Here is a 12572-nt window from a genome sequence, read left to right on the forward strand (position 1 = left end):
CTTCTCGCGCAGGATTGTGATCGAATGGCGGTCACCGCTGCCGGAGAGCTTAAGCCGCGCACGCCAGAGACGCCACGGTCGCGCGTAACCTGGCGCACGGGGCCGAGACAGATGCCCCAGTTCGTTGAGGTGATCACGTCGCTCTACGCCTGCGGCGTGACCGTTCGCGAAACCGGACACCGTCTGCTCGCGCCCACCTGGGTCAGAAGATCTATGCTGACGTTGTGCAGACCAATCGAAGGGCCGTGACCGAGCGCCATCTGCCCGACTGGGTCGCCCTGATCCTCATCAACTTCGCCAGCTTCGGCTCCGTTGCCGCCCTCATCCTGCTTAGCATGGCAGCCGACAATTTTCTCTCCAACCTCAGCTGATTCTCCAGCTGATAGACACGTGCGTCGCGACGAACCTGCACGCTGATGGCGGGGCCGTGCGCCTTTTCCTAGGCGCGTACTCGGATATAAGCGCAGGGTCCATGTGCGAGCGATCGAGCAGCTGACGGTATAAATTGGCGCCAGGACGCGAAGGTGGAAATTTATAGGAGATGATGTGCGAAAAGCGTCTCGAGGACCGATAATTGTCGGCAGTATCCTTCTCGCTCTGCTTTTTAGTTGGATCGCGGTGGGGGTGATTGCGTTCACATTCCCGGCGGACGATCAGCTCAGCGAGGTGGATGCAGTCTTTGTCCTCGGGCCGGCAACTCACGCCCGTATCGAGGCTGCAGAACGCATTGTCGCTGAGCGCGGAGGGAACATTCCTCTCATTGTCTCAAAGCCGAACAACAGTCGTTGCTACGTTGCGCCGAGAATTTGTGTCGCCGCGAAGCCTGCCACGACAGCAGGGGAGGCTGCCGCTCTCCACCTAGAGTCCGCTCGCTTAGGCTTTAAACACCCCGTGGTCGTCACATTTACGCCCCACGTGGCTCGCGCCCGTTACATCTTCCAAAAATGTTACGGCGATGACGCGGCGGTTATCGGTGTGCGCGAAGATCTCACGCTGGACGACGTCGCGTTCCAAATCATCTACCAGACGATAGCATTCGCGAAAGCAGTCGCATCTGAATGTTGACAGGGGGCGGTGTCATATCGTCGTAGCAACGAGGGGGTTGTTGGATGGTGCGTCGGGTGTTGTCGTTTCTGGATCGCGCTCAGATCGTGGTCGGGATCAAGCAAGGGCGTCGGATTCTGAGATCGGTGAGTTGATCGATCGGGATAGGACGGTGGTGTGGCGCGAGCGTGCTCGGAACTCATTGGCTCCCGGAGAGTACAAGCCGGTGTCCGCTGACTGCCGTGCCGAGCGGCGCCGCCGGCGCCCGCAGCATCGACTCATTGACGCTGACGAGGTGCTCGCCGAGCGGGTGCGCGCTGATCTGAAGCGGTCGCGAACACCGCGGCAGATCGGCCGGTTGCTCCTTGAGGCGACAGACGCGAGCGTTGACACCATGGATGAGTCGCCGAACGCTGCAGGCAGGACCGTGTCGCACGAAGCGATCTACCGGTGGATCTACGCGCTCTCCAAAGGGGAGCTCGCCCAGCACGGCATCCTGCTGCGATCGAGGCGCACGGCGAGGCAGCCGCGTAAGCCCGTGGGTGAGCGCGGTGCTCCGATCGTGGGGACGGTCTCGATCGATGACCGGCCAGAGACGGCGTCGGATCGGCGCCTTCCGGGGTCATGGGAAGGGAACCTCATCATCGGCGCGCACGGTAAGTCCGCCGCCGTCACCCTCGTGGGGCGCTCCCTAGATCCCTCCTGGGTGATGCACCGGAGAATTGCGATCTCACCAGCTTCGATGGCAGGATCTCAGGCCAATTCCCGCCAAACAGAACCGTCCCAGACGATCTGAAGCTGATCGTTCTTGCGGAGGATTCGCGAAGTGGTGCCATACAGAACGATCCCGGTTGTGGAGTCCGTAGAGATTTTCCAGGATCCTGAAACCAGGTCCTGGATCCAAAAGGTAACGATCTGTCCTCGTATGTAGCCGTTCACAAATTTCTTGACGAGAAGGTTTTGTGTACTGGGGTTCACTTTGACGATCACGCTGGGGTCTGGTGACTGTCGAACCCTCGTCATTGGGTCCTCGAGCAGTTCTGTATTTCCCAGGTAGAAGAATGCCGAATTCTGGTCTTGCGGCGCCTGCCCGGGGTCACTATTGCAACGCCACTCGATAAGAGAACTCTCGTGACGGTCGCCCGGCAGCACCGTGAACGTCTCGTTGAACTCCACCCCCCGCGCGTTAATCATGTGCGAGCCGCCGATGAAGGGTCGTGAGACGCGGCTGCGAACGGACGGTGTCGATCTGATCCGTACGCCGTCGAGGACAGTCTCTTGGCGACCCGGTGACCATGAACTGTCTGTCGATACCGCTAGAAACGGCTGCGGCACCCCAGTCGTGTTCTGCGTGTAGTCGAGCAGGATGCCGCGCGCCTCGATGTACGAGTTGCGGTTGGTGATTCCGTTGTACTCGCCCTTGCTCACGCCCAGCGGTGGAGTGTATTCGGCATTACTCAATCGAACGTTTGCGTTGATGGCGTATAGCAGTCGACGGCATTCGTCGGCGACGATATCGGTCGCTCGGAGCGTCTGCTCGGGTGACCGCGTTCGCGCGTCCGGATGATTGTCCCCGTGGATATTGACGATCAGAGCAGCGCTCGTGGCTCTGCGCACCAGCAGATCACTGACGGTGTGACCGTAAGACTGCCCACTCGCGCCTTCGGTGAAGACGGAAACGCCAGATTCCATGTCTATGGACACGCAACCGGAGACGCGATGATTCTTCCCGCGGAGTCCAAAGCCTGCGTAGCCCTTATCGCCTTGTGGAATGCCGCCAACCGCGGTGCATCCAATGAACTGGACTCCTTCTGATGCGTGATGGGTATCCCAAGCGTTGTTATAAGTCATCGTAGCTACAGCGCCCACGATCTGTGTACCGTAGGTGCGGCCGTAGGAGCTAGGGGCGCTGTTGGCGGGCACTCGAGGGGAATCGTCCGTGTATGCGTGCCGAACTCGTCGGAATAGGCCGCCCGTGATGCGACCGAAAGCGGAGCCGTTGTCCAAAATGCCGTAGCCCAGCTGCCCGTTCGACAGATTTTCCGTGATCCCGTCCACCAGGCAGTTCGTGATCGAGTACCCGAAGCAAGAACTCAACTGGAACGCGATAGCGGAAGCGCGACGAACCCTCACGTTGCGGATGATGGGTTCCCGAAGACGCATGAGATGCACCGTGACGCCACGAGAATTCGTGACACCCACATCCGTTGTGTCGAAAGTCATCCCCTCCAGTGTCAACGTTTGCTCGGACGTGGCCGCGGCACGGATGTTTGTTGCGTGGGCCTCGCGCAGTGGCGCTGCCAGCGTCGTCAAGTTGCCTTCTGTGGCGTGCACGACGGCGAATTCGCCGAGTCTCGACTGACTACCTCCCGATCCTGCTCGAGATTCAGGGATTATGTCGTCGGACACAATCTTCACAACGTCACCCGCGGACCATGTCGGTGCGTTCGAGGTTGTGAATCGTGAGACGGGTGCGCTCGCGCCGCTCGGGAATTTGACCTCGTCTACGCGCAGATCACGGACGGCGACAGGGCTACTGTATTGGCCGGATGCACTCAGCAGCGGAACCGTACCCGCGTGGATCAAGGTCGCACCGTACCCAACGATCCGGATCGATCGGCCACTCGGGATGCTGAGGTTGCCCTTGATGATGTAGCGGCCGGCGGGAAGGACGAGTTGTCCTCCGTCGGGCGTCGCTAGGAGGGCGGTCTGCAGCCCGTCCGTCGAGTCCGAGTTGCCGCGTGGGTCGACTCCCGGGAAGGTTGAGGGGTCAGCGATGATGCCCGCGGCATCCGCGCTGTCCTGCCTTTGCGCTCCGATGTCTGCGGCTCGGAGCGTCACCTCGCCGGTTTGGCCGTTTACGCTTTCGACAAACTCATTCTGCGCCCGAGCACTGTCCGAGGGCGTCAGAACGCCTCCGACAGCTGCGATCGCGGCCGCCGCTCCACCCGCCATGATGAAGTCGCGACGATTTCGCCGCCACTCGAATCCATCTGCTTCGGCCATGTAACCGTCTCTCGTCTCGTGCCGCGCTCTCGGGGTGAAGATCAAGAAGTTTACCGATGTTACTCGCAACGTCCTTCCGGCCATTGTGCCAAAGGCGGGCCCCGACTGCGAGAAATCCAGCCTTGCTAGGGCGCCTTGCCCTTCGATGCGAAAGAGGATAGACGGCTACGACGATGAAAGACGGTACAGAACCTCGTGCTCGAATGACTGCCATACTGCCAGCGCAGCGTGTGCAACAACCTCCGGACTGCGCACCGGAGTCCGGAGGTTGTCTCTCCCAGAGGAGGCGGTTCGGACGGGGTTGGTCGTCTGATCTCAATCAGATTTCCTGGCCCGTGCCGCGGCAGTCAGGTATGAGGCGACGACCTCTGCGGCCGGTCGCAACTCATCGAATGATTGCTCGTAAATGTCTTCGGACCGTCGGTAGGGGTCGATGACGTCGAAGTCGCTTGGATCTGCCGGCGGCGGCACTGTTCCTCGGAGGGCCGCGGCCAACGCGACGCCCGCGCGCACGGCATCTTCAGCGGTCTGCGCACCGGCGGCGCGTACGGCATCTTCGAGCTGTGGCCGCACCACTTCGGCAATGCGCGCGAATTCACGCAAGGTAAATGACCTCCGCATCGCTGCAGGTACGTGCTGGACGACGACCCTCCGATGCTCGCGAGCCATCGTCAGCACGAGGTCAGCACGTCGGATCATTGCCATGTTGATCTGACGAGCCTCGTGGGCTGAGGCGTCGATCCCGATAGAAGCTGCGCGAAGACGCGCTGGGTCAGGCACACCCGCACCCACGAGTGCCCCAGTTCCCGCACTCTCGACGTGAATACCGGCCACAGAGGAGAGATCACGGGCGAGCATGAGTTCCGCGACGGGGGACCGGCAAATGTTACCAGTGCAGACGGAGAGGATTGAGAAACTCACTTGCTTTCGGCCTCGTCTCGGCGCGAACGACGCTCGCCCTTCTGCGGCTTGGGCGCGTCCCCAACAGTCGCGTAGGAGTAGGAGCCATAGCCGTAGCTGTCCGGGCCCTTGGCCGGGAGCATGGTGACGATGACGCCGAACAGGCGGCTTCCGATAGCATTCAGCTTCTCGACGGCCGCCGTGAGCTGCGGTTTTTTTGTGGTGCCCGAGGCTGCCACCATCAGTACGCCGCTGGTGAAGCGGGAGACGACGGCGGCGTCGGTGACGAGCAGGAGGGGAGGCGCGTCCACGAGCACGTAGTCGAATGCTTCCTCCAGTGCCGCAAGAGTCCGCTGCATAGCCTGGCTACCGAGCAACTCCGACGGGTTTGGGGGCGTCCGTCCCGAAGGCAGAACGAAAAGTTTGTCGGTACCCCATTGCTGAAGAACGTCGACAAGCTCGGCGCGCCCGATCAGCACATCGGTCAGGCCTACCCCGCCCTCTAAACCCATGTAGTCCGCGACACGCGGAAGACGGAGGTCGCCGTCGACGAGCGCCACACGCGCTCCTGTCTCAGCCAGGGCGAGCGCGAGATTGGCTGTCGTCGTCGATTTCCCCTCGCCGGGTCCGGCGCTTGAGACAACGAAGGAGCGCGATGATCCATCGACATCGACAAACTGAAGATTGGTACGCAGACTGCGGAAAGATTCTGTACGTGGATTGCGCGGGTCAGCATGCACAATCAGTGGACGCTTCTTCGCATCAGGGTCGAGTGCGATGCCGCCGAGCACGGGGGCATCGGTAGCCGACTCAATGTCGTGCAAAGAGTGAATGCGCGTGTCAAGGATGGAACGGAGCACGGCGACAGCAAGTCCGAGGGCCAGGCCGATGGCGATACCCAGAACGATGTTCACTGGCGTGTGCGGAGAGGCCGGGGAAGTCGGCACCAGCGCTGGCTCGATTGTCTCCACCCGAACGAGGCTAGCGGAGTCGCCTTCGGGCTTTTCCAAACGGTTCACCACGACATCGGCGAAGTGGCTTCCGACGGAGTTGGCGATCGCTGCAGCCCGTTCTGCGTTCGTGTCTGAGGTCCGGATCGCAATGATCACGGAATTCGTCGGCGACGACGCGTCGATCTTACTGGCCAGCTGCTGTGCTGTTTCGTCGAGATTCAGGTCGTTGATCACCCGATCCAGGACCACGGAGCTGTCTACGACGTCGACGAAGCTGACCACTGCCTGTCGAGCGAAGCTGGTGCCTTGCGCTAGTTCGCTGACGCCCGAACTGTCGGACCTCACCGACACGTACAGCTGGGTGTTCGCCTCGTACGTCGGTGTCTGAAGCAGCGAGTAACCGAACGCCCCCGCACCGCCGAGAATGGTTAGTGCAAGGATGAGAATCCAGTTGCGGTGAAGGATTCTGAGATAGTCGCGCAGTTCCAAGCCTCGTCCATTCGCCGGTGGGGAGATGAGCGGGTGCCCGGAGGACTCGCACGAATTCTCGGGCTATTCTGTCCCGGAGCAATCCGCGCCGCATCCGGCGCCCATCGACTACCCTACGACATTCGCAGAACAGCGCCGGAGATGGCGCCCAGGAGACGCCATGAACGATCTCAGAACGATCTTTGGGCCCACCACCGAGCAGACTTCAGCAGGGCGCGATACGTCTCTGGGCTCCGCAGACACCGCATCGCTTCGCGCTCTCGTCGGCGCTGAAGAAAAGGCAACGGATGACCCTCGTCCGGCGAATTCCTCGGCGCTCAAGGATCTCGTCGGTGGAGCTTCCCCTTCCGTCGAAGGGCGGACGGCACCAAGTCTTGCTGAGCTTTTGGGTGGAGCGGAATCGGACTCCGACGCGCGTTCGCGGGGTGACCTCGGCGCGCAGCTCGGCGGATCGCGAGCCACCTCCGCATCGGCGTTGAAGGCCGACCTCGCAGCCCTTGTCGCAACGGGCGGGACGAGAGTCGAGCAAGACGGATGGCGGGCCCCGGAACTCGCTCAGGTGGGCAAGCGCCCGATCTTCGGCGGTCGCCGCAAGGCGGGTGCGGTCAATTATCTGAGCGTCGCGGCCGCGGTGCTCGCCGTCGTCGCCATCGTCGGCACGGCGTCTTTCGCCGTTGTGCAGCGCGCCACCGCAAACCCCGCCGACGATGCCATGATCAGCCTTCGCGAGCGCGAGGCTGAGCTGGCCAACGACACGAAAGTGCTGCAGACGGCGGCCGACCTGTATGCAGCATCCATCGCCGAGGGAGCAGCGCTCGCGCAGAACAGCGGTCCGGTGTTGACCGCCCTTCAGGGCCGCGTCGACCCTGTACCGTTGGCCGCGGCGGAAGCGTCGCGTATGGCGCTCCTTCAGGCGACGGAGGTCGCCACAACCGTGACGGTGCCGACGTACGCTCGTGCATCGATCGATGAGAAGTCGCTCGCCGATGTCGGTGAGGCGATCGACGATGTTCGTCTCGCAAAGGACTCGTTGCCGGCCCTCGTCACCGCGGCCCGGGATGCGCGGTCCCAGGTGACATCCGCGCTTTCCAGCTTCCGCGGGGAGCTCACCTCGTTGGGGTCCGCCATCGAGACCGAGGCGACCAAGATCGTGGTGACGAACGACTCGGCGAGCCAGAGCTTCCGCGCTGCCGTGACGGACGCCGCCGCGCGCGTCCGGGCCTCGCAGCAGGCCGGGGGCGACGGCCTTTCGGAGATCCCGGTGTTCGCTGCGGCGGTCGACGCCTTGCGCACGGAGAACCAGCGCGTGCTCGCCCTCGAAGAGGCGGAACGCGAAGCGACGCCCAGCCAGCCCTCGACCCGCAACCCCGGGTCGGGTGGGTCGAATTCGGGCGGTGGGTCGTCGAACCCCGGCAATTCCAACCCTTCTCCGACGCCCGCCCCCTCTCAGCCCAGCAGTCCGTCCGAGCCGGGCACCCCGCCGTCTGACCCGCCCACAGAGGAACCGACCGAAGAGCCGTCGCAGCCACCGATCGTCACTGACCCGCCGGTCGACGAACCCGCCGGCGGGACGGGATCGCAGTGACCGACGCCGCCCCGCAGTCCCGCAGGGACCGGTCCCGCCGACCGGGGTTGGCCGCCGAGCCCGCTGTCTCCACCCGGCGCAAGCGCGCCGCCACGATCGCCGGTTGGACCGTCGGCGTCCTCGGCTTCGCCGTCTGCGGCGCAGCCGCCGTGTCGCTGGCCTTCGCCCACCAGGCCGGTGTCGTCCGCACCGATCTGCTGGGCGCGCAGTCGAAGCTGTCCTTCGTGCCTCAGATCGTCGCGAACCGCGACATCGCCGGCCTCAACCAAGTGTCCGGTGAGGTTCTCGAGCAGACCGAACGCGCCGACGCCAACTCCTCCGGCCCGCTGTGGGACCTGGCATCCTCGATTCCCCTCGTCAAAGACAACACCGAGGCGGTGCAGAGCCTCACCGCCATGACCCGCGAACTGACCGGGCGCGCCCTGCCGCCGACGGTCGCCCTGCTGTCGGCGTCGGACTTCTCGTCGCTCGCGGTCGAGGGTGGTGGCATCAACCTCGAACCGTTCCGCCAGGCCGAGGGTGCGCTTCCCGAGATCACCGCGGCGTTCACCGACGCCAAGGTCGTCACGGACGGCATCGACCGCACCAATCTGCTCCCGATCGTCACCGAACCCCTCGATCAGGTCGCCCAGATCGTCGACCAGGCGGCACCGTCGCTCACCCTCGTGCAGAAGTACCTGCCGTCCCTTCTGGCTGCGGCGGGCGGCGACGGACCCAAGACGTACCTCGTGTTGTTCCAGAACAACGCCGAGATCCGCGCCACCGGCGGAAACCCCGCGGCGTCGAGCGTGATGGTCGTCGACAACGGACGCATCGAGCTCAAGGAACAGTCGGACTCGATGGCGTTCTACGCGGCGGGGCAGGCGGGGCGCTCGGCGCTCGACCTCCCCGAGAGCACGCTGGCGCTGTACCCCGACACCTTCACCCGCTACTCGCAGGACTTCACGTTCACGCCCGATTTCCCGACGACCGCGCGTCTTTTCGAATCGCTGTGGGATCGCACCGACGGCTCGCAGTTCGATGGTGTGATCTCGATCGACCCCGTTGTGCTCTCTCACATGCTCGAGGTGCTGGGCCCTGTCGATCTGCCCACCGGCGAGCAGATCACCGCCGAGAACGCGGTCAAGCTCGTGCTCAGCGACGCGTATCAGCGTTACGGCGACGCCGGTGACAACGGGCGCTCGTCCGACGAGTTCTTCGCCTTGGTGTCGTCGACGGTGTTCTCCCGCCTGTCGGGGGGACAGTGGAACCCCATCGCGATGTTCGACCAGCTCACGCGCAGCGCTCAGGAGCAGCGCATCAACCTGTGGTTCACCGACGAGCAGGCACAGGCCCTCGTGACGGAGGTCGGTCTCGACGGCGGTCTGCGCACGGACAATGCCGCATCGACGCAGGTGGGCATCTATCTGAACGACTTCTCTGTCGGCAAGCTCGAGTACCACCTCGCCACCGAGGTGTTCGCGAGCTGCAACGCCGCGGATCGCACCGTCAACGTCTCGATGAACCTGCGCAACAGCATCACGGATGACATCACCAATGCCTACACGCTGGGTGCGCGCAACGGCACCTACGGCCTGCCGCGCACGACGATGATGCTCGACACCCTGTTCTTCGCGCCTCCGGGTGCCACGATCACCGCGATGGATCCCGCCGATGGTGACATCCCCTCTCTCTCGCGAAGCGGGAACGAGAACGGGAACACCGGGGAGAGTCGAATGGTGACGCTCGGACAGAACGAGTCGCGCACGGTCTCGTACACGGTGCAGCTTCCGGGCGGACCGCTCGGACCGCTCGACCTTCGTCACACTCCGACGGCGAGCGACACCCCCGTGACGGTCGACGCGTCGTGCGATCCGTTCGTCGCGGGCTTCGCCGGTTGATACACCCCCTGCGCCGGAGCGGGGAGGCCTTCCCCTCCCCGCGCCACCCGCTCCACAATGAAGGTCGACACGCCGGCATCCCGCCGGCACCGGCACCGAGGGAGACGCACATGGGTGGCGTGGACGACATCATCGCGAAGGGCAAGAAGCTCCTCGACGAGAACCGCGACAAGATCGAAGAGGCGCTGAAGAGCGAGAAGGCCGAAGAGGTCAGCGACAAGGTCCTCGACGGCGCTGCCGAGGCCATCAAAAAGGTCGTGCCGACCGAGCATCACGCGAAGGTCGACGAGACGCGGGCCAACGTCGACAAGCACATCGGCAACGCCTGACGTCGCAGCTCTGCATCGACGCCGCTCCCGCGAACCGGGGGCGGCGTCGTCGCGTTCGGGGCCAGCGATCCTGGGTATCCGCCGGGCGCGACACGCCCGGGTTTGCGACTCGCTTCGGGGCTACGTAGACTAATGCAGTTCCACATTCCGGTGTGCGCTCGGCGCGCGCCAGGATCACTGTCAGGGCAGTGCACAGGCGGCGCGAAAGCGCAGGGTCCTGGGCCGCCGGCAGCAGAACAGACACCGAGCCCCTTCCTTCATCGGATTCGCACGCGTGCGTGCGGGGTGGGCCGGATGCCATGGCATCCGGTTTGACAGCTGAACAGCGGTGCAGCATCTCTCGCGTGAGCGAGGGGAAGTGCCAGGGTGCGAGAGCACCACCGTGCGTCCAATGCCCCAGGTCGGGTAAGACGCGAGAAAGAGAGAGAGCAGACAATGGCGGGACAGAAGATCCGCATTCGCCTGAAGTCGTACGATCACGCCGGGCTGGACTCGTCGGCGCGCAAGATCGTCGACACCGTGACCCGTGCCGGTGCCACCGTGGTGGGCCCGGTTCCCCTTCCGACCGAGAAGAACGTCGTGTGCGTCATCCGGTCGCCCCACAAGTACAAGGACAGCCGCGAGCACTTCGAGATGCGCACCCACAAGCGCCTCATCGACATCATCGACCCGACGCCCAAGGCCGTCGACTCGCTGATGCGCCTCGACCTTCCGGCCGATGTCAACATCGAGATCAAGCTCTGAGGTTCGACATGTCTGACATCAACTCCAAGATCTCCAAGGGCCTCCTCGGCACCAAGCTCGGCATGACCCAGGTGTGGGACGAGAACGGCAAGCTCGTTCCCGTCACCGTCATCGAGGTCGCTCCGAACGTCGTGACCCAGCTGCGCTCGCTCGAGAAGGACGGCTACAACGCCGTTCAGATCGGCTACGGCCAGATCGACCCCCGCAAGGTGAACAAGCCCCTCACGGCTCACTTCGACGCCGCCGGCGTGACCCCGCGTCGCCACCTCACCGAGGTGCGCACGGCGGATGCCGCCGACTACTCGCTCGGCCAGGAGCTGACCGTCGACGGTCTCTTCGAAGCCGGCCAGCGCGTCGACGTCGTCGGCACCAGCAAGGGCAAGGGCACCGCGGGGGTCATGAAGCGTCACAACTTCAAGGGTGTGTCCGCTTCGCACGGTTCGCACCGCAACCACCGCAAGCCCGGCTCCATCGGCGCATCGTCGACCCCGAGCCGCGTCTTCAAGGGCATGCGCATGGCCGGCCGTATGGGTGGCGAGCGCGTGACCGTCCTCAACCTCACGGTGCACGCCGTCGACGCCGAGAAGGGCCTGATGCTCGTCAAGGGCGCTGTCCCCGGTGCTCGTGGCCGCATCGTCTACGTCCGCAACGCAGTGAAGGGTGCCTGATCATGGCTGACTCGACTCTCGCGCTCGACGTCGTGAAGGCCGACGGCAAGAAGGCAGGCTCCGTCGAGCTGCCCGCCGCGCTCTTCGACGTCAAGACGAACATTCCCCTCATCCACCAGGTCGTCGTGGCGCAGCGCGCCGCGGCACGCCAGGGCACGCACTCGACCAAGCGTCGTGGCGAGGTCTCGGGTGCCGGCCGCAAGCCCTTCAAGCAGAAGGGCACCGGTAACGCCCGTCAGGGCTCGATCCGCGCGCCGCACATGACCGGTGGTGGCATCGTCCACGGCCCCAAGCCGCGTGACTACAGCCAGCGCACGCCCAAGAAGATGATCGCCGCCGCCCTGCTGGGTGCGCTCAGCGACCGTGCTCGCGGGCAGCGTCTGCACATCGTCGACAGCTTCGCCATCGAGGGTGCCCCCTCGACCAAGGCTGCCGCTGCCGCGCTGAAGGCCTTCGGCGCCGTCAAGAACGTCCTCGTGGTCATCGACCGCGACGACGAGCTGACGGTGAAGAGCGTCCGCAACCTCGCGTACGTCCACGTGCTGACCGTCGGCCAGCTGAACACCTACGACGTGATCGTCTCCGACGACATCGTCTTCACCAAGGCCGCTTACGACGCGTTCGTCGCGTCGAAGTCCGCTGCCACCGAGGAGGTCTCGGCATGACCGCCGTCAACAAAGACCCGCGCGACATCATCCTGAAGCCGGTCGTCTCCGAGAAGAGCTACTCGCTCATCGACGAGGGCAAGTACACCTTCCTGGTGGACCCGCGCTCCTCGAAGACCGAGATCAAGCTCGCCATCGAGAAGATCTTCGGCGTCAAGGTGGCCTCGGTCAACACGATCAACCGCGTCGGCAAGGCCCGTCGCACCCGCTTCGGCACCGGCAAGCGCAAGGACACCAAGCGCGCCATCGTGTCGCTCAAGTCGGGCACCATCGACATCTTCACGTCTGTCGGCTGACGGTCGGGATAGA

At 64.1% G+C, this 12572-nt stretch carries 12 protein-coding genes; 9 read left to right on the plus strand and 3 right to left on the minus strand.

Going from position 1 to position 12572, the window contains the following annotated elements; translation table 11 throughout:
- The first annotated feature begins 224 nt into the window (after nt 1-224).
- Together IFU19_RS08250 and IFU19_RS08255 are read left to right on the plus strand one after the other, a co-directional pair.
- The gene (locus tag IFU19_RS08250; RefSeq protein ID WP_191916650.1) at nt 225-371 is read left to right on the plus strand and encodes a hypothetical protein; all 147 of its coding nucleotides are present in this window, start codon (nt 225-227) and stop codon (nt 369-371) included.
- A 175-nt stretch (nt 372-546) separates the two neighbouring features.
- Nucleotides 547-1065 carry a YdcF family protein gene (locus tag IFU19_RS08255; protein ID WP_191916651.1) on the plus strand — a complete coding sequence of 173 codons (519 nt, stop codon included), beginning with the start codon at nt 547-549 and terminating at the stop codon, nt 1063-1065.
- 732 nt (nt 1066-1797) lie between these two features.
- On the opposite strand, the gene IFU19_RS08260 is transcribed toward IFU19_RS08255, so the two are convergent.
- The 3 genes from IFU19_RS08260 to IFU19_RS08270 form a co-directional block, all read right to left on the minus strand.
- Entirely contained in the window at nt 1798-4050 is a 2253-nt protein-coding gene (locus tag IFU19_RS08260) for a hypothetical protein (RefSeq protein ID WP_191916652.1), read from the minus strand.
- 315 nt (nt 4051-4365) lie between these two features.
- On the minus strand, nt 4366-4971 hold the full coding sequence (locus IFU19_RS08265; RefSeq protein ID WP_191916653.1) for an arsenate reductase/protein-tyrosine-phosphatase family protein: 606 nt from the start codon (nt 4969-4971) through the stop codon (nt 4366-4368).
- A complete protein-coding gene (locus IFU19_RS08270; RefSeq protein ID WP_191916654.1) occupies nt 4968-6392 on the minus strand; it encodes a polysaccharide biosynthesis tyrosine autokinase in 1425 nt (474 codons plus the stop codon). Before IFU19_RS08270 ends, IFU19_RS08265 begins: the two co-directional genes overlap by 4 nt.
- Nucleotides 6393-6552: 160 nt before the next feature.
- Between IFU19_RS08270 and IFU19_RS08275 the strand changes: the two genes are divergently transcribed.
- From IFU19_RS08275 to rplW, 7 genes are all read left to right on the plus strand, one after another.
- Nucleotides 6553-7977 (plus strand): hypothetical protein, encoded by a 1425-nt coding sequence (locus tag IFU19_RS08275; protein WP_191916655.1) that lies wholly within the window; start codon nt 6553-6555, stop codon nt 7975-7977.
- Nucleotides 7974-9857, plus strand: coding sequence for a DUF4012 domain-containing protein (locus tag IFU19_RS08280; protein WP_191916656.1), 1884 nt, complete (start codon nt 7974-7976; stop codon nt 9855-9857). The genes IFU19_RS08275 and IFU19_RS08280 overlap by 4 nt, the downstream gene beginning before the upstream one ends.
- A 110-nt stretch (nt 9858-9967) precedes the next feature.
- Complete coding sequence (locus IFU19_RS08285; protein ID WP_191916657.1) at nt 9968-10186, plus strand: hypothetical protein; 219 nt, start codon at nt 9968-9970, stop codon at nt 10184-10186.
- 435 nt (nt 10187-10621) lie between these two features.
- Nucleotides 10622-10930, plus strand: a complete 309-nt coding sequence (gene rpsJ / locus IFU19_RS08290) for a 30S ribosomal protein S10 (RefSeq protein ID WP_013584016.1) — start codon at nt 10622-10624, stop codon at nt 10928-10930.
- 8 nt (nt 10931-10938) lie between these two features.
- Nucleotides 10939-11598: a 50S ribosomal protein L3 gene (gene rplC, locus IFU19_RS08295; protein WP_055833690.1), complete on the plus strand. Its 660-nt coding sequence runs from the start codon at nt 10939-10941 to the stop codon at nt 11596-11598.
- Between the two features lie 2 nt (nt 11599-11600).
- Nucleotides 11601-12263 carry a 50S ribosomal protein L4 gene (rplD, locus tag IFU19_RS08300; protein ID WP_055833692.1) on the plus strand — a complete coding sequence of 221 codons (663 nt, stop codon included), beginning with the start codon at nt 11601-11603 and terminating at the stop codon, nt 12261-12263.
- Complete coding sequence (gene rplW, locus IFU19_RS08305; RefSeq protein ID WP_055833695.1) at nt 12260-12559, plus strand: 50S ribosomal protein L23; 300 nt, start codon at nt 12260-12262, stop codon at nt 12557-12559. Before rplD ends, rplW begins: the two co-directional genes overlap by 4 nt.
- Nucleotides 12560-12572 lie beyond the last annotated feature (13 nt).

This window comes from Microbacterium sp. CFBP 8794, assembly GCF_014841235.1.
Lineage (GTDB): Bacteria > Actinomycetota > Actinomycetes > Actinomycetales > Microbacteriaceae > Microbacterium.